The organism is Sphingomonas sp. DC4900, assembly GCF_049896485.1.
Classification (GTDB): domain Bacteria; phylum Pseudomonadota; class Alphaproteobacteria; order Sphingomonadales; family Sphingomonadaceae; genus Sphingomonas; species Sphingomonas aquatilis.
Window position 1 is genome coordinate 1 of the sequence record NZ_JAFCUK010000026.1, and the last position, 22,544, is coordinate 22,544.

The 22,544-nt window shown below is 66.9% G+C and carries 13 protein-coding genes; 10 read left to right on the forward strand and 3 right to left on the reverse strand.

Going from position 1 to position 22,544, the window contains the following annotated elements; translation table 11 throughout:
• Positions 1-161 precede the first annotated feature (161 nt).
• Together ACP690_RS17505 and ACP690_RS17510 are read left to right on the forward strand one after the other, a co-directional pair.
• Positions 162-2,006 carry a methyl-accepting chemotaxis protein gene (locus ACP690_RS17505; protein WP_426261846.1) on the forward strand — a complete coding sequence of 615 codons (1,845 nt, stop codon included), beginning with the start codon at positions 162-164 and terminating at the stop codon, positions 2,004-2,006.
• A 94-nt stretch (positions 2,007-2,100) separates the two neighbouring features.
• On the forward strand, positions 2,101-4,149 hold the full coding sequence (locus tag ACP690_RS17510; RefSeq protein WP_426261847.1) for a prolyl oligopeptidase family serine peptidase: 2,049 nt from the start codon (positions 2,101-2,103) through the stop codon (positions 4,147-4,149).
• 12 nt (positions 4,150-4,161) lie between these two features.
• On the opposite strand, the gene ACP690_RS17515 is transcribed toward ACP690_RS17510, so the two are convergent.
• On the reverse strand, positions 4,162-4,554 hold the full coding sequence (locus tag ACP690_RS17515; RefSeq protein WP_017978960.1) for a hypothetical protein: 393 nt from the start codon (positions 4,552-4,554) through the stop codon (positions 4,162-4,164).
• A 137-nt stretch (positions 4,555-4,691) separates the two neighbouring features.
• On the opposite strand from ACP690_RS17515, the gene ACP690_RS17520 reads away from it, so the two are divergent.
• Entirely contained in the window at positions 4,692-7,373 is a 2,682-nt protein-coding gene (locus ACP690_RS17520) for a valine--tRNA ligase (RefSeq protein WP_426261848.1), read from the forward strand.
• 937 nt (positions 7,374-8,310) lie between these two features.
• Positions 8,311-9,744, forward strand: coding sequence for an MATE family efflux transporter (locus ACP690_RS17525; protein WP_426261849.1), 1,434 nt, complete (start codon positions 8,311-8,313; stop codon positions 9,742-9,744).
• Between the two features lie 21 nt (positions 9,745-9,765).
• Here the strand turns inward: ACP690_RS17525 and ACP690_RS17530 are convergent, their stop codons facing one another.
• Positions 9,766-10,116, reverse strand: a complete 351-nt coding sequence (locus ACP690_RS17530) for a hypothetical protein (protein ID WP_294213708.1) — start codon at positions 10,114-10,116, stop codon at positions 9,766-9,768.
• Between the two features lie 123 nt (positions 10,117-10,239).
• On the opposite strand from ACP690_RS17530, the gene ACP690_RS17535 reads away from it, so the two are divergent.
• The 3 genes from ACP690_RS17535 to ACP690_RS17545 all read left to right on the forward strand — a co-directional run bounded on the left by ACP690_RS17535 (position 10,240) and on the right by ACP690_RS17545 (position 15,723).
• Positions 10,240-10,911 carry a DUF6445 family protein gene (locus tag ACP690_RS17535; RefSeq protein ID WP_426261850.1) on the forward strand — a complete coding sequence of 224 codons (672 nt, stop codon included), beginning with the start codon at positions 10,240-10,242 and terminating at the stop codon, positions 10,909-10,911.
• Between the two features lie 175 nt (positions 10,912-11,086).
• Positions 11,087-14,002, forward strand: coding sequence for a TonB-dependent receptor (locus ACP690_RS17540; RefSeq protein WP_426261851.1), 2,916 nt, complete (start codon positions 11,087-11,089; stop codon positions 14,000-14,002).
• A gap of 233 nt (positions 14,003-14,235) precedes the next feature.
• Positions 14,236-15,723 (forward strand): tryptophan halogenase family protein, encoded by a 1,488-nt coding sequence (locus ACP690_RS17545; RefSeq protein WP_426261856.1) that lies wholly within the window; start codon positions 14,236-14,238, stop codon positions 15,721-15,723.
• A gap of 343 nt (positions 15,724-16,066) precedes the next feature.
• Here ACP690_RS17545 and ACP690_RS17550 read toward each other — a convergent pair whose 3' ends face one another.
• Positions 16,067-17,119: a LacI family DNA-binding transcriptional regulator gene (locus tag ACP690_RS17550; RefSeq protein ID WP_426261852.1), complete on the reverse strand. Its 1,053-nt coding sequence runs from the start codon at positions 17,117-17,119 to the stop codon at positions 16,067-16,069.
• A 142-nt stretch (positions 17,120-17,261) separates the two neighbouring features.
• Between ACP690_RS17550 and ACP690_RS17555 the strand changes: the two genes are divergently transcribed.
• Genes ACP690_RS17555 through ACP690_RS17565 form a run of 3 tightly spaced genes read left to right on the forward strand, consistent with a single transcriptional unit; the run spans position 17,262 to position 22,530 of the window.
• Entirely contained in the window at positions 17,262-19,091 is a 1,830-nt protein-coding gene (locus tag ACP690_RS17555) for an alpha-amylase family glycosyl hydrolase (RefSeq protein WP_426261853.1), read from the forward strand.
• Positions 19,092-19,096: 5 nt separating this feature from the next.
• Positions 19,097-20,719, forward strand: coding sequence for an alpha-glucosidase (locus ACP690_RS17560; protein ID WP_426261854.1), 1,623 nt, complete (start codon positions 19,097-19,099; stop codon positions 20,717-20,719).
• Positions 20,716-22,530, forward strand: coding sequence for a glycoside hydrolase family 97 catalytic domain-containing protein (locus ACP690_RS17565; protein ID WP_426261855.1), 1,815 nt, complete (start codon positions 20,716-20,718; stop codon positions 22,528-22,530). Before ACP690_RS17560 ends, ACP690_RS17565 begins: the two co-directional genes overlap by 4 nt.
• Positions 22,531-22,544: the final 14 nt, after the last annotated feature.

A 22,544-nucleotide genomic window follows, 5' to 3' on the forward strand; every position in this document is an offset into this window, starting at 1 on the left:
CTCACACGGCGCTTGGCTGGCTCACGCCAGCCGAATATGCTGCATCCGTCGGGGTTAACCCCGACGGATGCAAACCGGAAACTCGCATCATGCCCGGATGAGAAACCGGGGGACCGTCAACATAATGACAGGAACATGACGCGGAACGGGAGAATTTAGGGGTGCGATCGATCAACACGATGATGATGGCGGCGATTGCCGCGATCATCGCGCTCGTCCTGGCCTCGGCCGGGGTGAGCCTGTGGGCCAATGGCCAGCAGTCCGCGGCGCGCGACCGCGTCGGCGCGGCCTCCCGATTGCTGCGCAATCACATGACCGCAGACATGATGCACGATGCGATCCGGGGCGACGTGCTGTCGATCCTGCGTGCGATCCGCGTCGGCGATCTCAGCCTGACGGACAATCGCAAGGCGCTGGAACAGGATGTGGCGACGCTGCGCAAGACCCTGGCCGTGGATCGCGCCTATGCCGCCGCGCCCGAAGTCGTCGCCGCGGCGACGCAGATCCAGCCGCAGGTCGACGCCTATATCGCCAGCGCCCGCTCCGTCGCGGCGACGGCCGCCGTCGATCAGGATCGCGCATCGACGATGCTGCCGGCGTTCCTGCGCACCTTCCACGACCTGGAATCGGGCATGGAAACGGTGTCGAATCGTCTCGAAACCCATCTGACCGCGGTGGACGCCGATGCCGACCGGGTCACCAGCCTCGCCTCCATGTCGCTGATCGCGACGACCCTGGCGTTGCTGGCCCTCGTCGGCACGATCGGCGTCCTATGCCGACGCTATGTGGTCGCGCCGCTTCTTCAGTTGGTCGGTGTCCTCAACCGGATGACGTCGGGCGATCTGGCGGTGGCCGTGCCCGCCACGGGTCGCGGTGACGAGCTGGGGCAGCTTGCCGGCGCGACGACGGCGCTGCGCGATCAGCTGGTCGCAGCCGAACAGGCCAAGGCGGCGCAGACGACGTTGATCGTCGATAGCTTCGGCCCGGCGCTGTCGCGTCTGGCGGAGGGTGATCTGGTCTCGCGCGTCGATGCCGATCTTACCGGGCCGTTCGCGCGCATCAAGGACGATTTCAACGCCGCCGTATCCGCCCTGCAAACGACGCTCGCCGCCATGTCCGAATCGGCGTCCAGCATCAACAGCGGCGCTGGCGACATCCGCCAGGCCTCCGACGATCTGTCGCAACGTACCGAGCAGCAGGCGGCGAGCCTCGAAGAAACCGCCGCGGCGATGGACGAGATCACCAGCACCGTCCGCTCCACCGCGGAACGCGCCGGCAGCGCCAATGCCGCGGTGCGTAGCGCCCGCGATGAAGCGCAGCATTCGGGCGCCGTCGTGCGCAACGCCGTAGAGGCGATGGGCGGGATCGAGCGCACGTCGGGCGAGATTTCCGAAATCATTAGCGTCATCGACGGCATCGCCTTCCAGACCAACCTGCTGGCGCTGAACGCCGGCGTCGAGGCGGCGCGGGCAGGGGACGCGGGCAAGGGCTTCGCCGTCGTCGCGTCGGAAGTGCGGGCGCTGGCGCAGCGGTCGGCAGAGGCGGCCAAGGACGTCAAGACGCGGATCACCGCCTCGTCGCAACAGGTGGACGAGGGCGTGCGGCTGGTCGGCGAAACCGGCCAGGCGTTGCAGCGGATCATCGACCGGATCGCCGAGATCGACGGCCTGGTCGCCGATATCGCGCGCTCGGCAGAACAGCAGGCGACCGGCCTGCAACAGGTCAACACCGCGGTCAGCGAGATGGACGGCGTGACGCAGCAGAATGCCGCGATGGTCGAGGAAGCAACCGCCGCCGCGCGCAGCCTTGCCGCCGAAGCGGAGACGATGGCGCGCCAGATCACCCGCTTCCGCACCGGCGGTGGGGCCACGTCGAATGCATCGCCCGTCGCGCAGTTGCAGGAACGGGCGGCGGTGGCCGGACGCCAGATCGCGGCGGCGAGCAAGCGCCGGGCGACGGGCAACCTCGCCGTCGTCGCCGCACCGGACGACTGGTCGGAATTCTGATCGACGCGGGCAGGGGCGGCGCACCGCCACGCCGCTCCTGCCGCCATCGGCCCGCCGTTGCCCCGGCACGGCCGATCTGCTTAACCTCGCGCGTATGAAGACCCTTATTGCCGCGAGCCTGCTCGCCACCGCCGCTGCCATCGCCGCGCCCGCCGCCGCCCGCCAGCTCACCATCGATGACGTCACCACGCTCAGCCGCGTCGGCGCGCCGACCGCGTCAGCGGACGGCAAGTGGCTCGTCTGGGCGCAGCGTGAAACCGATCTCGCCGCCAATCGCGGCCGCTACGACCTGTGGCGCCTCGACCTGACGCGCAAGGGCGCTAAGCCCGAACCGTTGGTCGCCGAGGCGGAGGTCAACGAAAACGCACCGCAGATCGTCGGATCGACCGTCTACTTCCAGTCGAACAAGGGCGGTGAGGATGCCATCTGGGCGGTGCCCGTCACCGGCGGCACCCCCCGCAAGCTCACCAGCTTCCAGGGCGGCTTCGGCGGCTTCAAGGTCGCGCCGACCGGCGACCGCATTCTCGTCTGGGCCGATCGCAAGCCCAACGCGCCCAGCCTTGCCCCCGCCATGGTGAAGAAGGACCCGCTGGCCGGCGAGGGCCGCGTCTACGACAAATTGTTCGTGCGCCACTGGGATACGTGGGCGGACGGCACGCAGTCGCAGCTCTTCGTCCTGCCGCTGACGGCCGCGGGCGCGCCGGGTGATGGCGTCGCGATCGAACACGGCCTCGACGGCGATGCCCCCTCGCGTCCCTTCGGCGGCGGCGAAGAGGTGTCGTGGAGCGCCGACGGCAAGACCGTCTATTTCGCGCTGCGCATCGCCGGCACCACCGAACCGCTGTCGACCAACCTCGACATCTGGTCCGCGCCCGCGGACGGTTCCGCCGCGCCGGTGAACCTCACCGCCGCCAATCAGGCGACCGACAATCTGCCCACCGTCTCGCCCGACGGCCGCAGCCTCGCCTGGTTCGCGATGAAGCGTCCGGGCTTCGAAGCCGATCGCCAGGTGCTGATGCTGCGCGATCTCGCGACCGGTCAGGTGCGCAGCCTGACCGAGGGCTGGGACCGGTCGGTCGGCTCGATCGCCTGGTCGCCCGATTCGAAGCGCATTTACGTGACGGCGCAGGATACGCAGGAAAACCCGCTGTTCGCCGTCGATCCCGCGACGGGCAAGGTCACGCGCCTGACGCAAGCCGGCCATGTCTCCGCCGTCGTGCCGACGCCCAAGGGCGCGGTCGTCGCGATCAATAGCCTGACCGCCCCCGACGATTTCTACGCTGTCGCCGCCACCGGCAAGGGCAAGCCCGCGCGCCTGACTGCGGTCAACGCCACCAAGCTCGCCGGCATCGACATGCCGACCGTCAGCCGCTTCAGCTTCACCGGTGCGAACAACGACACCGTCTGGGGCTATGCGGTGAAGCCGTACGGCAGCACGGGCAAGGTGCCGGTCGCGTTCATGGTCCATGGCGGCCCGCAGGGATCAAGCGACAACAGCTGGTCCTATCGCTGGAACCCCGCGGTCTTCGCCGGCGCCGGCTATGGCCTCGTCGCGGTCGATTTCCACGGGTCCACCGGCTACGGCCAGGCCTTCACCGATTCGATCAGCAACAATTGGGGCGGCTGGCCGCTCGACGATCTGAAGGCGGGGCTGGCCGCGGCGACCACCAAGTTCGGCTGGCTCGACGGCGACAAGGCCTGCGCGCTCGGTGCCTCCTACGGCGGCTATATGATGAACTGGATCGAGGGCAATTGGCCCGATCGCTTCAAGTGCATCGTCCAGCACGACGGCGTCTTCGACGCGCGCGCCATGGCCTATGAAACCGACGAACTGTGGTTCGACGAATGGGAACATGGCGGCAAGACCTATTTCCAGGATCCCGCCGCGTTCGAAAAGTGGAACCCGGTCAATTACGTCGCCCAGTGGAAGACGCCGCAATTGGTCATCACGGGCGAAAAGGACTTCCGCATTCCCTATACGCAGGGCCTCGCCGCCTTCACCGCGCTCCAGCGCCGTGGCATCCCCTCGCGCCTGCTCGTCAACCCGAACGAGAACCATTGGGTGCTGAAGCCCGCCAACTCGCGGCAATGGTATCGCGAGGTGCTGGGCTGGATGGATCGCTGGACCAAGGACCAGCGCTAACGCGCTCGCAGGTCAGGCGGCGCGGCTGAAGGCGGACAGGCGAGGATGCAGGTGGCGCTCCTCCCAGTCCAGCCGGCGGCGCAGCCTGGCCTGTAGCATCAGCACCGCGCGGCGATAGGCCGGGAACTCCGCCTTCACGCGCTGCGGCGGCCAGGCGGCCACCTGCGCGCTATAGTCGCGAATCAGCACCTGCATGTCCGCGGCGCCCTGGATGCGGATCGGGTCGTCTGCGGGCAGCTGCTGACAGCACGCCTCTTCCCGGGCGACATGCGCCTGAAATGTCTGATAGAATTTCACGCGAGCGCGTTGCAGGTCCGCATCGAACCCGGTCGATTGGTCCATCGCCATGGCGAAGCTGTGCATCAGCGTTCGCAATTCGTCATGGTCGTGGTGCAGATCGTGCATCGGCTGGCGAACTCTGGTCCGTTGGGGGATCGCCGTACCCCGAAAACATTTACCAAAATCCTATGATGCCAGACGCTTCGGGCGTGCTGCACGCACCCTTCTTCTCAGATGCGTCCGCCATGGCTACAGGCATTGCCATGACCGAGCTTCCCAAGACCTTCGACCCCGCGACAATTGAACAGCGCTGGTATGCGCATTGGGAGGCGAACGGCCTGTTCCGTCCCGACCGGCCGAACGCCGAGCCGTGGACGATCGTCAACCCGCCGCCCAACGTGACGGGCAGCCTGCACATCGGCCACGCGCTCGACAACACGCTGCAGGATATCCTGACCCGCCATGCGCGGCTGAAGGGCAAGGATGCCTTGTGGGTCGTCGGCACCGACCATGCCGGCATCGCGACGCAGATGGTCGTCGAGCGCCAGATGAACGCCGCCGGCCAGAAGCGCACCGACCTCAGCCGCGACGACTTCATCGCCAAGGTGTGGGAATGGAAGGCGGAGAGCGGCGGCCAGATCACGCAGCAGCTGCGCCGCTTGGGCTGTTCGATGGACTGGGCGAACGAACGCTTCACGATGGACGAGGGCTTTTCGAAGGCCGTCCTCAAGGTCTTCGTCGAGCTGCACCGCCAGGGCCTGCTCTACCGCGACAAGCGCCTCGTCAACTGGGACCCGGGCCTCGGCACCGCGATCAGCGACCTCGAGGTCGAGACGCGTGAGGTGAAGGGGAGCTTCTGGCGCCTGCGCTATCCGCTCGCCGACGGATCGGGCTTCATCGAGGTCGCGACGACGCGGCCCGAGACGATGCTCGCCGACATGGCGGTCGCGGTGCACCCGGATGACGCGCGCTACACTGCCTTGGTCGGCAAGCAGGTCCGCCTGCCGATCACCGGCCGCCTGATCCCGATCGTCGCCGACGAACATGCCGACCCCGAACTGGGATCGGGCGCGGTGAAGATCACGCCGGGCCACGACTTCAACGACTTCGAAGTCGGCCGCCGCGCCGGGATCGAGGCGCGCGACATGCTCAACATGCTCGATGCCAAGGCGCAGATCGTGCAGACCGCGGACGGCCTGATCCCCGCCGATCTGCTCGGCCTGTCGACCGCGGACGCGCGGAAAGCGATCGTCGCCCGCCTGAAGGACGATGGCGTCCTGATCCCGCACCTCGACAAGGACGGCAACGAGCACGACGCCGAACCGCGCACGATCCAGACGCCGTTCGGCGACCGCTCCGGCGTGGTCATCGAACCCTGGCTGACCGACCAATGGTACGTCGACGCCAAGACGCTCGCCGAGCCCGCGATCGAGGCGGTGCGCAGCGAGGCGATCAAGATCGTCCCCAAGACCTGGGAAAAGACCTTCTTCAACTGGATGGAGAACATCCAGCCGTGGTGCGTCAGCCGCCAATTGTGGTGGGGTCACCAGATCCCGGCGTGGTTCGCCGACGACGGCCGCGTGTTCGTCGCGGAAACCGAGGCTGAGGCACAGGCCGAAGCGGGCGAGGGCGTTACGCTCACCCGCGATCCCGACGTCCTCGACACGTGGTTCTCCTCCGCGCTCTGGCCGTTCGCGACGCTCGGCTGGCCCGACAACACCGACCCCACGCTCGGCGGTCGCTATCCCAATGACGTGCTGATCTCCGGCTTCGACATCCTGTTCTTCTGGGATGCGCGAATGATGATGCAGGGCATGCACTTCCTGAAGGACGTCCCCTTCAAGACGCTCTACCTGCACGGCCTCGTCCGCGCGGCGGACGGCGCCAAGATGTCGAAGTCGAAGGGTAATACCGTCGACCCGCTCGGCCTGATCGATACCTACGGCGCCGACGCGCTGCGCTTCTTCATGGCGGCAATGGAAAGCCAGGGCCGCGACATCAAGATGGATGAACGCCGCGTCGAGGGCTATCGCAACTTCGCGACCAAGCTGTGGAACGCCGCGCGCTTCTGCCAGGCGAACGGTATCGGCGCGAGCGCGACGATCGAGGCACCGGCGGCGAGCCTGCCCGTCAACGCCTGGATCATCGGCGAAACGATCCAGACCGTACAGGCGATCGACCTCGCGCTCGCCGACCTGCGCTTCGATGCGGCGGCGAACGCCATCTACCAGTTCGTCTGGAGCCGCTTCTGCGACTGGTATCTCGAACTCATCAAGCCGCAGGTCGTCGATGGCGTTCGCGGCGAGATCGATCCGGAATCCAAGGCGGTCGCCGCCTGGGTGCTCGACCAGATCCTGATCCTGCTCCACCCGTTCATGCCCTTCATCACCGAAGAGCTGTGGCACGCCAACCCGCGCGACCACGACCTGATCGTGGCGCAATGGCCGATGGCCGATGCGCGCAGCCTCGATCCGGCGGCGGAGGCGGAGGTCGCGTGGCTGATCCGCCTCGTCGGCGAAATCCGCACCGCGCGGACCGAGCTCAATGTGCCGCCCGGTGCAACGCTGGTGTTGCACACCGTCGACGCCGATGCGCCCTTGCGTGATCGACTGGAACGCAACGCCGCGACCCTCGGCCGCCTCGCCCGTACGGAGACGGTCAGCTTCGACGCCCCCGCCGCGGGCAGCGTGCTTCAGATTGTGGTCGATGGCACCACGTTCATGCTGCCGGTCGAGGGCGTCATCGACCTCGACGCCGAACGCGCGCGCCTGACCAAGGGCATCGCCGCCGCGGCAAAGGAACGCGACGCCCTCGCCGGCCGCCTCGGCAACGCCAGCTTCGTCGAACGCGCCAAGCCCGAAGCGGTGGAAAAGGCTCGCGCCGACCACGCCGAAAAGGCGGCCGAAGCGGAACGTTTGTCAGCCGCCCTGGCACGGTTGGGCTAAAGGGGAGGGCGCCCCGCTCGCCCCACCCACACCGTCACCCCGGACTGGTTCCGGGGTCCACTCCGCGGCGAGGGGGATGGCTGGAGGCTCTGCCGTCCCCCCGCGGCCCGGTGGACCCCGGACCAAGTCCGGGGTGACGGATGATTGGCGGTGGCTATCGCGAGCCTCGCGGAGTGGGATAGGTCGGTAGAGCGGCGATCGACCTGCCAAACCGTAACGTGATCTCATCGACCGATCGACCGCATCGCTACGAGAGGGCCACGCCGCCCACCCCACCCACTCCGTCACCCCGGACTCGTTCCGGGGTCCACTCCGCGGCGAGGGGATGGCTGGAGGCTCTATCGTCCCCCCGCGGCCCGGTGGACCCCGGAATCAGTCCGGGGTGACGGGGTATTTGCGGTGCCTGTTGCGCGTCTCGCGGAGTGAACAGGGCGGCATTGCGGCGATCGACCCGCCAAAACGCAACGTGAACCCACCGGCCGATCGGCCGCATCGCTGGGGGAAGCCACGCCGCTCACCCCAACCACCCCGTCACCCCGGACCCGTTCCGGGGTCCACTCTGCGGCGAGGGGGATGGCTGGAGGCTCTACCGTCCCCCCGCGGCCCGGTGGACCCCGGACCAAGTCCGGGGTGACGGGTGATTTGCGGTGTCTGTCGCGGGTCTTGCGGAGTGGAAAGGGCGGTGGAGCGGCGAACGACCTGCCAAACCGCGACGTGATCGCTCCGACCGATCGGCTGCCTCGCTGCGAAAAGGCACGCCGCCCACCCCACCCACACCGTCACCTTGGACTGGTTCCAGGGTCCACTCTTCGGCTAGGGCGACGGCAGGGGCTTGAGCGATCTCCGTACGGCCGGAACCAGTCCGGGGTGACGGGCACTTAGACGCTCCGCCGCCGCCTCACTCCGGGGGCGACGACACACGAAACAGGGACACACCATGGCGAAACCACAGCGTGACCTCACCACCGGCCCGATCGGCCGCACGCTGTTGCTCTTCGCCCTTCCGACCCTCGGCTCCAGCGTGCTGCAATCGGTCAACGGATCGATCAACGCGATCTGGATCGGTCGCCTGCTCGGCGAGCGCGCGCTCGCGGCGACGACGAACGCCAGCCTCGTCATGTTCCTGCTCATTTCCGCGGTGTTCGGCTTCGGCATGGCCGCGACGATCCTGATCGGCCAGGCGATGGGCCGGCGCGATATCGATGACGTGCGGCGCGTCTTCGGCACCGCGGCCGGCCTGTTCGGGTTGCTCTCCGTCGTCGTCGTGGTGGCGGGCTGGTTCGCGACGCCGGCGATCCTCACCGCGCTGCGCACCCCCGCCGACGCCTATGACCTCGCGCTCGACTATCTCCGCGTCATCTTCGTCTCGATGCCGACCAGCTTCCTCTCGGTCCTGCTGTCGATGGCGTTGCGTGGGGCGGGGGATTCGGTGACGCCGCTCAAGTTCATGGCGCTGGGGTCGCTGCTCGACGTCACGCTCAACCCCGTGCTGATCCGCGGCCTCGGCGGCGCGCCCGAACTGGGCATCGCCGGATCGGCGCTCGCGACCTGCATCGCGAACACCGTCTCGTTCCTCGCGCTGCTCGCCTATGTCTACCGGCAGGACCTCGTCGTCCGGCTGCGCGGGGCCGAATGGCGCTATCTGATCCCCGATCCTGCGCTGCTGCGGCCGATCGTAGCCAAGGGCGTGCCGATGGGCCTCCAGATGCTGGTCGTGACCGCGTCGGCGCTGGCGATGATCGGCCTGATCAACAGTTACGGCACCACCACCACCGCGGCCTATGGCGCGGCGAACCAGCTTTGGACCTATATCCAGATGCCGGCGATGGCGGTGGGCGCGGCGGTCAGCGCCATGGCGGCGCAAAACATCGGGGCAGGGCGGTGGGACCGGGTGGCGCGGGTGACACGCGCGGGCGTGCTGATCAACCTCGCGATGACCGCCGCGCTGATCGGCGCGGTGGCGCTTGCCGATCGGACCGCGCTCGGCCTGTTCCTCGGCAGCGACGCGACGTCGATCGATCTTGCCGCGCATATCAACATCGTCGGCTCGGTCAGTTTCCTGTTCTTCGGCGTGTCGATGGTGCTCGCCTCGACCGTGCGCGCGAACGGCGCCGTCGTTGGGCCGCTGGTGATCCTGGCGGTTGCGCTGTTCCCGGTCCGGCTGGGCATCGCCTATGCGCTGCAGCCGATGCTCCACGCCGACGCGATCTGGTGGAGCTTTCCCGCCGGCACGCTCGCGTCGATGGCGATGACGATCGCTTATTACCGCTACGGTAACTGGCGGAAGGGCCGCCTGATGCCCGCCGCGCATTGCGAGGAACAGGCGAAGGCAGAGGTGGAACCCGCCGCCCGGCAGATGCCGCTGGGCTGACGGGTTCGCCCGCGATGCAGATTAGCCGCCGGCCTTGGCGGGTACGCCGGTCACGTCGGCCGTGCCGTCGTCGCCGATCGTGATCAGCCACGCGCCGCCATCGGTGCAGCGGACGGCCCACACCGGCTTGCCGTTGTTATCCTTCTGCCGCAGCGTGTCGGCGATGCCCTGGCACGATTGCTTGGCGTCATCGATCGCGCGGTACAGCACGCCGTTCAGCTGGCGCGGCGGCAGTGCCAGCACCTTGGCGATATAGCCGCTGCCCTGCGACGTGGCGGTGGTGTTCGCCGCGACGGTCTCATTCGATCCGCCCTGCGTTCCGCACCCTGCCAGCGCCATGCCCAAAACCAAGACCGGCCATCCACGCATCATGATCGTCCCTCGCTTGTCCGCCGCGTTCGTAGCGCGGTCGACCGATAAACGCGATCGATACGCATCCGTTCCGGACTTATCGCCGCGGTTGAACCGTAGCGCCGACGGCGGCACACGCACAGGATGAACTGGCAGATATCGGTCGAGCGCCACGGCGCAGAGGAGCAGCCCGTCGTCGTGATCGACGGCTTTGCCGATGCCGCGCGGTTTCGCGACGACGCCGCCTTCCTGTCGTTCGTGCCGATCGGCCCGCATTATCCCGGCATCCGCGCGGTGGTGGCGCCGCCGATGCTGCGCGATCCCCTCGCGCGTCTGGCGCCCATCGCTGCGGAGGTGTTCGGCACGGGCGCGCTGGAGGTGGTCGACGCATTCTATTCGATCGTCACCACGCCGCCATCGGCGCTCACCCCGATCCAGCGCCTGCCGCATTTCGACGAAGTCTCGCCGCGCCGCCTCGCATTGCTCCATTATCTCTCGCCCGACGAATCGAGCGGCACCGCTTTCTATCGCCATCGCAGCACCGGCTTCGAATCGATCGATGCCACGCGCCTGCCCGCCTATCGCACCGCGCTCGACGCCGATCTGGCGGCCCATGGCCTGCCGGACGCCGCCTATATCGCGGGCGACACGCCGGTGTTCGAGCGTATCGCGCTGCATCAGGGGCGCTTCAACCGCGCAATCCTCTATCGTTCCAACACGCTGCATTGCGCGTATCTGCCCGACACGCTGTCGTTCGATCCGGACCCGGAAACGGGCCGGCTGACGGTCAATAGTTTCTTGGAATTGCGCGACTAATCCGCTGTTGCGGAAAAGACACGGCGGCCGCGGGGCGCAAGGCATGCGCCCGTGAATACGTATGTGGCCAACTTGGCACCTAATCCTCTCGCGTTCACAAGCCCGCAACACAGTCAGCCGATCGTCCGCGATGGTAGCGGGCGGGGGCATGGCATTCGTCAGGGGGAGGATTTTCGTGTCCCACATCGATTCCAGTTTTTCGCGTCGTGCGCTGATCGCGCTGCGCTCCAGCACCGTTGCGATCGGCAGCGTGCTGCTCGTCACCGGCGGCACCGCCTTCGCGCAGGAAGCGCCCAATCCGCAGTCGCCGACCGCCAACCCGCCCGCCGCCGCAACGGTGCAGGCGCCGGCCCCCGCCGCCGACCCGACGCCGAACCAGGCCGCCGCCGTCCAGCAGACCGCCGCCAATGCCGCCGCCGATGACGGCGACATCGTCGTCACGGGCATCCGCGCCAGCCTTGCCAACTCGGCGAAGATCAAGCGCGATTCGACGCTGATCGTCGACAGCGTCTCGGCCGAAGACGTCGGCAAGCTGCCCGACGTGTCGATCGCCGACAGCCTCGCCCGCCTGCCTGGCGTCACCGCCCAGCGCCTCGAAGGCCGCGACCAGCGCCTGTCGATCCGCGGCCTCGGCCCCGACTTCTCCACGACGCTGCTCAACGGCCGCGAACAGGTGACCGTCGGCGACAACCGCGGCGTCGAATACGATCAGTATCCGTCGGAATTCTTCCGCAACGTCAACGTCTACAAGTCGGCGAACGCCACGCTGATCGCCGCGGGCATCTCGGGCACCGTCGACCTGCGCATGCTGCGTCCGCTCGATCAGTCGCAGCGCGTCTTCGCGATCAACGCGCGTGGCCAGATGAACGGCATCGACAATCTGAACCCGGATTCGTCGCGCTACGGCTATCGCGCCTCGGCGACCTACATCGACAAGTTCGCCGACAACACGCTCGGCATCGCGATCGGCGTATCGGCGACGCAGACGCCCTCGCAGGACGAACGCTACAACGCCTGGGGCTATTCGGGCAGCGGCACCGCCGCCGACCCGTACGTGCTGGGCGGCGCCAAGCCCTATGTCCAATCGAACGAGCTGCGCCGCTATGGCGCGGTGGCGACGATCGAATGGGCCCCGTCGGAGAATTTCCACTCGACGTTCGACGCGCTCTATTCGCACTTCACCGAAGAACAGCGCCTGCGCGGTATCGAATTCCCGCTCGGCTTCTCGGATCCCGTCAAGAGCGGCATCACCACTAACAACGGCTTCGCCACCGCGACGACGTTCAGCAACGTCTTCGCCGTGCAGCGCAACGACTATAACAAGCGCACCGCAGAGAATCTGTCGCTCGGCTGGAACAACGATTTCAAGATCGCCGACAACCTGCACTTCAACGTCGACGCCAGCTGGAGCCGTGCGGACCGCACCGACTTCCTGCTCGAAACCAACACTGGCACCGGCTTTGCCAAGAGCGGCGTCGCCGATCGCGTGACCGTGACGCAGAACGCCAACGGCACCTACAAGATCGTGCCGACGCTGGATTACACCAACACCAGCATCTTCAAGCTGACCGACCCGCAGGGCTGGGGCAACAACGGCACGCAGCCGGTGGTCCAGTCGGGCTTCCTCAACCAGCCGAAGTTCCGCGACGACCTGAAGTCGCTGCGCGCCGCGCTGAAGGGCGATATCGACGGCAGCATCATCAAGAGCTGGGAAGTCGGCGGCAACTACAGCCGTCGTGAAAAGACCAGCGCCTACACCTCCTACTTCCTCTGCCCGACCGGCGGCGGCACCAACTGCACCGTCGCCAGCGGCACCCCGCTGACCGCGCCGCTGCCCACCGCCGCGCTGCTCGGCACCAACATCCCGCTGACCTATCTCGGCATCCCCGCGATGCTGACCTGGGATCCGCTGTACGTCTACAACAACGCGCTGAACAAGGCGTTCGACGGCCGTCCCTCGGCGCTGGTCCGCGACAATGTCGTGACCGAAAACGTCTGGACCGGCTACGCCCAGGCGAACATCGACGGCGAACTCGGCGGCAAGTCGGTGAAGGGCGCGCTCGGCGTGCAGGTCATCCGCAGCGAACAGCGCGGCACCGGCCAGATCGCCAGCGTCAACAACGGCATCGTGACGATCGCGCCGGCCGACCAGAAGTCGACCTACACCAACGTCCTGCCCTCGGCGACCTTCTCGGTCGAACTGATGGACAGCGGCTATGTCAAGCTGGGTGCGTCGCAGACAATGATCCGTCCGCGCCTCGACCAGGAGCGCGTGACGCAGGATGTGTCGATCAACCTTGCCAACATCCAGGCGAACAACACCAATCCGGCGCTTAATCCGGTGTTCACGTCTAACGGCGGTAACGTCGCGCTGCGGCCATACCAGTCGACCAACATCGACATCTCGCTGGAAAAGTATTTCGACGGCGGCGGCTATGTCGCTCTGTCGGGCTACTTCAAGCACCTCACCGACTTCGTCGATCCGAACAATGCCTATGCGTATGACTTCTCGGGCCTGCTCGGTGGCCTGACGGCGGCGCAGCAGCAGATCATCACGCGCAACAATCTGCAGATCGGCAACGTGTCGGCCCCGGCCAACACTGGCCGCGGCGAAGTGCTGGGTGTCGAAGCCACGCTGTCGCTGCCGTTCAAGACGCTGACCAGCGCGCTCGACGGCTTCGGCATGTTCGTGACCGGCAACTACACCGACTCGCGCATCGTCTATCGCAACAACCCGACGCCGATCACGCTGCCGGGCCTGTCGGATGTCGTCGCCAGCGGCACGCTCTACTTCGAAAAGTACGGCTTCCAGGCGCGCGTCAACTATCGCTACCGGTCGGACTTCCTCGCCGAAGTCGCGGGCCTCTCCGCCTCGCCGACCTATCGCACCGCCAAGTCGGAAGGCATCCTCGACGCGCAGATCGGTTACGAATTCCAGGAGGGCTTCCTCAAGGGCTTCTCGATCCTCGCCCAGGCGAAGAACCTGACCGATCGTCCGTTCATCACCTACCAGAACAACGACGTCCGTCAGGTGATCGACTATCAGCGCTACGGCCGCGATTATTACATCGGCATCACCTACAAGTTCTGATCCCGGCGCCCATTCCGATCCCGGTGCCCAAGCCGTCATCCCAGCGAAAGCTGGGATCTTCCGGCGAAGGCATGGGACGGGAGCCGCACAAGGCCCCAGTGTCCGCTGGGGCGTCGATTTCGGATCGGACCTTACCGTTTCCTTCCCCGGAAACCTTCGGGCTGTCGTCATGTGACGGCAGCCCGTTTTCTTGATAGGCCAGCAGCATGGCGGACACTCCTCTCACCACGCCCATGACCACGATCGTCATCGCCGGTGGCGGCACCGCGGGTTGGATGGCCGCGGCGGCCTTCGGCGGTCTGCTCGAAAGCGGCTACCGCATCCGGCTGGTCGAATCCGAAGAGATCGGCACCGTCGGCGTCGGCGAAGCGACCATCCCGCAGATCCGCCTGTTCAACCAAGCGCTGGGGCTGGATGAGGACGCCTTTCTCCGCGCCACCGGCGGCACGTTCAAGCTCGGCATCGCTTTCGACGCCTGGCGCGAGCCCGGCCACAGCTACATGCATGCGTTCGGCGACGTTGGCCGCGACGTCGGGCTGATCGCCTTCCAGCATTACTGGCTGCGCGCCCGCCAGCTCGGCCTCGCCAAGCCATTGGACGCCTATGCGCTTAACGAGGTCGCCGCCCGCGCCGGCCGCATGCACCGCGGCGGGCCGATCACCGCGCAGACGCTGCCGACGATGCCCTACGCCTTCCACTTCGACGCGGGGCTGTACGCCGCCTACCTCCGCCGCTTCGCCGTCAACCGCGGGGTCGAGCGCACCGAAGGCAGGATCGACCGCGTCGAGCGTGACGGCGACACCGGCGATATCGCGGCTCTGGTTCTCGCCTCGGGCGAACGCGTCGCAGGCGACCTGTTCCTCGACTGCACCGGCTTTCGCGGCCTGCTGATCGAGGGGACGCTCGAAACGGGCTACGATGACTGGACGCACTGGCTGCCCTGCGACCGCGCCGTCGCGGTGCCCAGCGCCAATGTCGGCGCGCCGCTGCCCTATACGCGGGCGATCGCGCGCGAGGCGGGATGGCAGTGGCGCATCCCGCTCCAGCATCGCACCGGCAACGGCTATGTCTATTGCAGCCGCTATCTCTCCGACGATGCCGCCGCCGCGGCGCTGCTGGCGAATATCGAGGGCGAGGCACAGGCAGACCCCCGCCACCTTCGCTTCGTCACCGGCCGCCGCAAGCGTGCCTGGAACCGCAACGTCGTCGCGCTGGGCTTGGCGAGCGGCTTCCTCGAACCGCTCGAATCGACCAGCATCCATATGATCCAGTCCGCCATCGCCCGGCTGGTGAAGCTGCTTCCGGCCTTCCCGATTCCGCAAGCGCTGCGCGACGAATACAACCGCCAGACCGATTTCGAGATCGAGCGCATCCGCGACTTCCTGATCCTCCATTATTGGGCGAACGGCCGTTCGGAGCCGTTCTGGACGGAACGCCGCGAGGCCGACCTACCCGACACGCTCCGCGCCAAGATCGCGCTCTGGCAACAGGCCGGCACGATCACCCGCGAACATGAGGAGCTGTTCACCGAAGACGGCTGGCTGCAGGTGCTGGCGGGGCAGGGGGTGCAGGCGACCGCCTATCACCCGCTCGCCGACCAGATCGGCGTCGAGGACTTGGGCGAATATATGGAAACGCTCGAACTGCTCTACCGCAGAGAGGCGCAGGCCATGCCCACCCACGCCGACGTCATCGCCCGCCACTGCGCCGCCCGGCCCTGAACCTCCCCGTCATCCCATTCCGCCACCGTCATCCCAGCCTCGAGCCGTGATCCCGCTTCTTCTTCTATACCGGCCGGGAGTAGCGGGACCCCGGATCAAGTCCGGGGTGACGGATGTTGGGTGTCGTAATGCCCGGTGTAGGATCGATACGGCGGCTAAGTTCTGTGAAGAAGCACCACATTGCGCCTCCCGTCATCCCGGCCTTGAGCCGGGATCCCGCTTCTTCTTCTTCTGCACCGGCCGGGAATAGGGGGAACTCGGATCAAGTCCGGGGTGACGAACATTAGATGTCGCCGCGCCCCGTAGAGGATCGTTTCGCCCAAGGTGTTCATCTTGTCTATCGTCAGGCGGACGCCCGCACGATCAACCGCGGCTGCAACAGCGCCGTATCGGTTGGCTGGTCCGCGATCCGGCGCAGTAGCGTGTCGACCAGCACCTCGCCCGCCTTGCGATAATCCTGCGCGATCGTGGTGAGCGGCGGCTGTGTCGTCGCCGCTGCGGGAATATCGTCGAAGCCGATGATCGCCACATCCTCGGGCACCCGCCGCCCCGCCTCGGTCAGCGCGCGCACCGCGCCGAGCGCGATCAGGTCGGATGCGGCGAACAGCGCGTCGAACGGCAGGTCGCGCGCCAGCAGTCGCTTCGTCGCGTCATAGCCCGATTGCTCGACCGACAGCGCATCGGCGTGCAGGCCGGGATCGACCGGCAGACCCGCTGCGCGCAACGCCGCGCACAGCCCGCGATAGCGGTCGCGGAACTCGGGATAATGATCGTCGGCGTCGCCGATGAAGCCGACCCGCGTGGCGCCGCGTGCGATCAGGTGTTCGCCCGCCATCCGCCCGCCGGCGATATTGTCGCAGCCGATCGTCACCCCGATCGGATGCGCGTCGACCGATCCCCAGCGCACGAAATGCGTGCCCTGCGCCACCAGTGCCTCCAGCCGCGCCTTGTACAGCTCGTAATCGCCATAGCCGAGCAGGATGATCCCGTCGGCCTTGCGGCTGTCCTCATAATCGGTGTGCCAGTCGGCGGAGAGCTGCTGGAACGAGGTCAGCAGGTCATACCCCCGCGCCGCGCAGGTGCGCAGGATCGACCCCAGCATGGAGAGGAAGAAGGGGTTGATGAAGCTGCCGTCGTCCAGCGGGTCTTCGAAGAAGAGGAGCGCCAGCGTCATGCTCTGCCCCCGCCGCAGCGACGACGCGTTCTTGTCGACCTTGTAGTTCAGCTGCCGCGCGATCGCTTCGATCCGCATCCGCGTCGCGCTGCTGACCGTGCGGTCGCCACGCAGCGCGCGGCTGACCGTCGGCTGCGATACGCCGGCGAGCGCGGCGATGTCGAACGAGGTCGGCGGCTTGTCGCCCGCGCCCGTTCCCCGTCCTCTGCTCTTCACGGCCATGCGGGACTGTAGCCAAAGCCGGGCGGTAGGGATAGCGGCGTTGAATACGTATGCCCTATGCTTGGCTTGGGGGCGCAGGGTCCGCACAAGGCGGGCCGGACGCGGCCGGCGACGGATCGGCTGCGCGTGACTTGGGGGATGCATGCTGAAGCTGGCCACACGAACCGCGACCGCGCTCGCCCTGCTGCTCGCCGCATCCGCCGCGCCCGCCCAGACTGCGGCCACCGATTACCGCGCGCGCCTGCCGCAGGATGAGGTGATTTACTTCCTGCTCCCCGACCGGTTCGAAAATGCCGATCCCAGCAACGATCGCGGCGGCCTGACGGGCGACCGCACCGTCACCGGCTTCGATCCCACCGCCAAGGGCTTCTACCACGGCGGCGACCTCAAGGGGCTGACCAAGCGCCTCGATTACATCCAGTCGCTCGGCGCAACGGCGCTGTGGGTCGGCCCGATCTTCAAGAACAAGCCGGTGCAGGGCGCCCCCGGCCAGCAGTCCGCCGGCTATCACGGCTATTGGATCACCGACTTTACCCAGGTTGATCCGCACCTCGGCACCAATCAGGATTTCGCCGACCTCGTCGCCGCCGCGCACAAGCGGGGCATGAAGGTCTATATGGACATCATCATCAACCACACCGCCGACGTGATCCAGTATCGTGAATGCGTCGGCCAGCGCGAATGCCCCTATCGCAGCCGCGCCGACTATCCCTATCAGCGCCGCGGCGGCGTGACGGGCAAGGCGATCAACCCCGGCTTCGCCGGTGACCAGGACCGCAGCGCCGCGAACTTCGCGAAGCTCACCGACCCCACCTACGCCTACACGCCCTTCGTCCCCGCCAAGGAAAAGGACGTGAAGGTCCCCGCCTGGCTGAACGACGTGACGCTCTACCATAATCGCGGCGACACGACCTATCGCAACGAAAGCTCGACGATGGGCGACTTCGTCGGCCTCGACGATCTGATGACTGAGAACCCGCGCGTCCTCAGCGGCATGATCGACATCTTCGGCGGCTGGATCGACCGCTACGGCATCGACGGCTTCCGCATCGATACCGCCCGCCACGTCAATCCCGAATTCTGGGCCGCGTTCGTCCCCGCCATGGAAGCGCGCGCCAAGGCGAAGGGCATCCCCAACTTCCACATCTTCGGCGAAGTGTCGGACCACGACGTCCGTCCCGCCGTGCTCGCCCAGCACACGGTGGTCGACAAGCTGCCCGCCGTGCTCGATTTCTCGTTCCGCCAGGCGGTGGTCGAAACGGTCGCCGGCACCCGTGGCACCGACGCGTTCGAGGCGCTGTTCGACGGCGACGCGCTCTACGCCAAGGGCTATGACACCGCGATCCAGCTGCCGACCTTCACCGGCAATCACGACGATGGGCGCTTCTCCACCTTCGTGCGTAAGGCCTTCCCGAACGCGAGCGATGCGGAGGTGCTGCAACGCGTGATGCTGTCGAACGCGATGCTGCTGAGCTTGCGCGGCGTGCCGACCATCTATTCGGGAGACGAACAGGGCTTCGTCAGCGACGGCAACGATCAGGACGCGCGCGAGGACATGTTCGCGAGCAAGGTCGCCAGCTACAATGACAACCACCTGCTCGGCACCACCAAGACGACCGCGACGGAGAGCTTCGGCCAGGACAATCCGCTGTTCCGGCAGACCGCCATGCTGGCCAAGCTGCGCACCGCCACCCCCGCGCTGACCCGCGGTCGCCAGTTGCTCCGCGCCCGTGAGGATACGCCCGGCCTGCTCGCCATCTCGCGTTTCGACCCGACGAACGGGGCAGAGGTGCTGCTGGCGTTCAACACGTCCACCACGCCGCTGACCCGTCAGGTCGAGATCGGCGTCGGCGCCACCGGCGCCAAGACGCTCGCCGGCACCGGATGCGGCGCTGTCGCCGCGCCCGGCAGCCTCACTGTCACGCTGCCGCCGCTCGGCTATGCGATCTGCGCGCTGACCCCAGCACGATGAGCCACATGCAACCTCCCCAGGATCGCCCCCAAGACCGTGCCTGGTGGCACGGTGCCACCATCTATCAGATTTACCCGCGCAGCTTCGCCGATTCGAATGGCGACGGCATCGGCGACCTGCCCGGCATCACCGCGCACCTCGACCATGTCGCGAGCCTGGGTGTCGAGGCGATCTGGTTGTCGCCCTTCTTCCGATCGCCGATGGCCGATTTCGGCTATGACGTGTCCGATTATTGCGACGTCGATCCGATCTTCGGCACGCTTGCCGATTTCGACGCGCTCGTCGCCCGCGCGCATGCGCTGGGCGTGAAGGTCATCATCGATCAGGTCTGGGCGCACACCAGTGACCGGCACCCCTGGTTCGAGGAAAGCCGGGCCAGCCGCGACAATCCCCGGGCCGATTGGTACGTCTGGCACGATCCCAAGCCCGACGGCTCGCCGCCCAACAACTGGCAGTCGGTGTTCGGCGGCCCGGCATGGACGTGGGACGCACGCCGCCGCCAATATTATATGCACAACTTCCTGAAGGAGCAGCCGCAGGTTAACGGCCACCATCCGGCGGTGCAGCAGGCGTTCCTCGACGTCGCCCGCTTCTGGCTGGAGCGGGGCATCGACGGCTTCCGCATCGATGCGATCAACTTCATGATGTTCGATCCCGGCTTCCGCGACAATCCGCCGGCGCCATTGGACGACGGCATCCCGCGCACCCGGCCGTTCGATTACCAGCTCCACACCTACAACCAGAGCCATGACGCGATCCCCGGCTTCCTCGAGCGCATCCGCGCTTTGTTCGACAGCTATGACGCCCGTTTCACCGTGGCCGAGGTCGGCGGCGCCGACAGCGACCGCGAGATGAAGCTGTTCACCGCGGAAGGGCGTCGCCTGCACAGCGCCTATGGCTTCGATTTCCTCTACGCCCCCGGCCTGACGCCCGCCGTGGTCGCCGAGGCGGTGGGGAAGTGGCCTGAGCAGGACGGCGTCGGCTGGCCGAGCTGGGCGTTCGAGAACCACGACGCCCCCCGCGCCATCTCGCGTTGGGTTGCACCGGAACAGGCGCGGGCCTTCGCCCGCATGAAGATGCTGCTGCTGGCAAGCCTACGCGGCAATATCTTCCTCTATTACGGCGAGGAGCTGGGTCTGACCCAGGTCGACGTGCCGTTTGAGGACCTGCAAGACCCGGAAGCGATCGCCAACTGGCCGCGCACCTTGTCGCGTGACGGCGCGCGCACGCCGATGCCATGGGCGGCCGATGCGCCCAACCTGGGGTTCTCGACCGCCAAGCCATGGCTGCCGATCGGTGACGATCATGGCACGCTGGCGGTCGACCGCCAGGAGCGGGACCCGCCTGCGCTGCTCCACTGGACGCGCGACGTGCTGGCCCTGCGCAAGGCGCATCCGGCGCTGCTGACCGGCGACATCCGCATCGTTGCGGCGGACGACGCCATGCTCGCGATCGAACGGCGGGCGGCGAACGAGACGATGCTGTGCGTCTTCAACCTGTCGCCCGAACCGCAGCGCTGGGCGCCGGACCAGCCCGACCAGTGGCAGACCGTCGCCGAGACCGCGACGCAGGGCTGGCATTTCGACGGATATGGCGCATTGATCGCCAAAAGAACGGGAGAGGCATGATGAGGCATTTCACGATCGGCGCGGCGATGGCGCTGGTGCTGGCGGCGGGCGCTGCCGTCGCCCAGACGGATCCCAATGCCGTCGCGCAAATCCCCACCGCCAGCTTCAAGCCCGTCGCCACCGCGACCTCGCCCGATGGCAGCATCGCGCTCACCATCGCCTTCGATAACGACGGCCGCCCCACCTATGCGGTCAGCCGCAAGGGCAAGGCGATCCTCAACCCCAGCCGGCTCGGCATCATGTTCACCGACGCGCCGAAGATCGAGCGCAACGTGGAGCTGATCGGCCAGTCCAAGGCGAGCGGCGATAGCAGCTGGACGCAGCCGTTCGGCGAATGGCGGACGATCCGCGACCGCCACAATGAACTGACTCTCCGCTTCCGCGAGAAGACGGGTTTGAAGCGCGAGATGGACGTCACCTTCCGCCTGTTCGATGACGGGCTGGGCTTCCGCTACAGCTTCCCCGACCAGCCGAACCTGCATAACGCCAATATCTCGGACGAACTGACCGAATTCGCCTTCGCACAGAACGGCACCGCCTGGTGGAAGCCGGCGTATCTGTGGAACCGCGAGGAATATCTCTACAACAAGACGCCGCTCGACGCGGTCGGCACCGCGCAGACGGTGATGACGGTGAAGCTCGCCGACGGCACGCACGCCGCGCTGCACGAGGCGGCGCTGGTCGATTATGCTGCGATGAACCTCGCGCGCAGCGAAGGGAATACCTTCAAGGCCTCGCTCACGCCTGGCGCGGGTGCGCCCAAGGTGGCGCGTGCGGCGCCCTTTGCCTCGCCGTGGCGGACGATCATTCTGTCGGACGATGCGCCGGGCCTCTATATGAGCCACCTCGAGCTGAACCTCAACGAGCCCAACAAGCTCGGCGACGTCAGCTGGCTGAAGCCCGCCAAGTTCGTCGGCGTGTGGTGGAAGATGATCAAGGGCGAATGGACCTGGGCGACCGGGCCGCAGCACGGCGCCACCACCGCCAACGTCAAAAAATACATCGACTTCGCTGCCGCGAACAAGATTCCCGGCGTTCTGGTTGAGGGCTGGAACGTCGGCTGGGACGGCGACTGGTTCGGCAACGGCAACGACATGCAATTCGACCAACCGACGCCCGATTTCGATGCCGCGGAACTGACACGCTATGCGAAGGCAAAGGGCGTCCACCTCGTCGGCCATAACGAGACGGGTGGCTCGGCCAGCCATTATGACGCGCAGCTCGACCGCGCCTTCGCCTATGCCCGCGATCACGGCATTCCGGTCGTGAAGACCGGCTACGTCACCGACGCCGCGCAGATCGAACGCGTCGATGCCGACGGGACGAAGAAGCGCGAATGGCATGAGGGCCAGTGGATGGTGAACCACTATCTGCGCGTCGTACAGACCGCCGCCAAGTACAAGGTCGGGATCGACAGCCACGAACCCGTCAAGGACACCGGCCTGCGCCGCACCTATCCCAATTGGCTCGCGCGCGAGGGCGGCCGCGGCATGGAATATAATGCCTGGCCGGGCAAGAACCCGCCCAACCACGAAGCCAATATGTTCTTCACCCAATGGCTCGGCGGCCCGATGGACTTCACGCCGGGTATGCTGAGCCTGGAAGGGCAGGGCGGCAGCGCGTTGATGTCGACCGCCGCGAAGCAGCTGGCGCTCTACGTCGTCATCTATTCGCCTGTGCAGATGGCGGCGGATACGCCCGAAAACTACGCTCTCATGACTGCCATCCGAGACGCTGGCCGAGTTTACCTTGTCGCTGGCCGCAAGACCAGCGTTCGCATTGACCTTGGCGGGTGTGCCGCGGACGCCTGATCGACGACGATTGA

What these genes read in the sequence shown, in the direction of transcription:
- ACP690_RS17550 (WP_426261852.1), bottom strand. Translation starts at nt 17,119, where the DNA reads ATGGCCGTGAAGAGCAGAGGACGGGGAACGGGCGCGGGCGACAAGCCG.
- ACP690_RS17515 (WP_017978960.1), bottom strand. Translation starts at nt 4,554, where the DNA reads ATGCACGATCTGCACCACGACCATGACGAATTGCGAACGCTGATGCAC.
- ACP690_RS17510 (WP_426261847.1), top strand. Translation starts at nt 2,101, where the DNA reads ATGAAGACCCTTATTGCCGCGAGCCTGCTCGCCACCGCCGCTGCCATC.
- ACP690_RS17560 (WP_426261854.1), top strand. Translation starts at nt 19,097, where the DNA reads ATGCAACCTCCCCAGGATCGCCCCCAAGACCGTGCCTGGTGGCACGGT.
- ACP690_RS17555 (WP_426261853.1), top strand. Translation starts at nt 17,262, where the DNA reads ATGCTGAAGCTGGCCACACGAACCGCGACCGCGCTCGCCCTGCTGCTC.
- ACP690_RS17545 (WP_426261856.1), top strand. Translation starts at nt 14,236, where the DNA reads ATGACCACGATCGTCATCGCCGGTGGCGGCACCGCGGGTTGGATGGCC.
- ACP690_RS17525 (WP_426261849.1), top strand. Translation starts at nt 8,311, where the DNA reads ATGGCGAAACCACAGCGTGACCTCACCACCGGCCCGATCGGCCGCACG.
- ACP690_RS17520 (WP_426261848.1), top strand. Translation starts at nt 4,692, where the DNA reads ATGACCGAGCTTCCCAAGACCTTCGACCCCGCGACAATTGAACAGCGC.
- ACP690_RS17530 (WP_294213708.1), bottom strand. Translation starts at nt 10,116, where the DNA reads ATGATGCGTGGATGGCCGGTCTTGGTTTTGGGCATGGCGCTGGCAGGG.
- ACP690_RS17535 (WP_426261850.1), top strand. Translation starts at nt 10,240, where the DNA reads ATGAACTGGCAGATATCGGTCGAGCGCCACGGCGCAGAGGAGCAGCCC.
- ACP690_RS17565 (WP_426261855.1), top strand. Translation starts at nt 20,716, where the DNA reads ATGATGAGGCATTTCACGATCGGCGCGGCGATGGCGCTGGTGCTGGCG.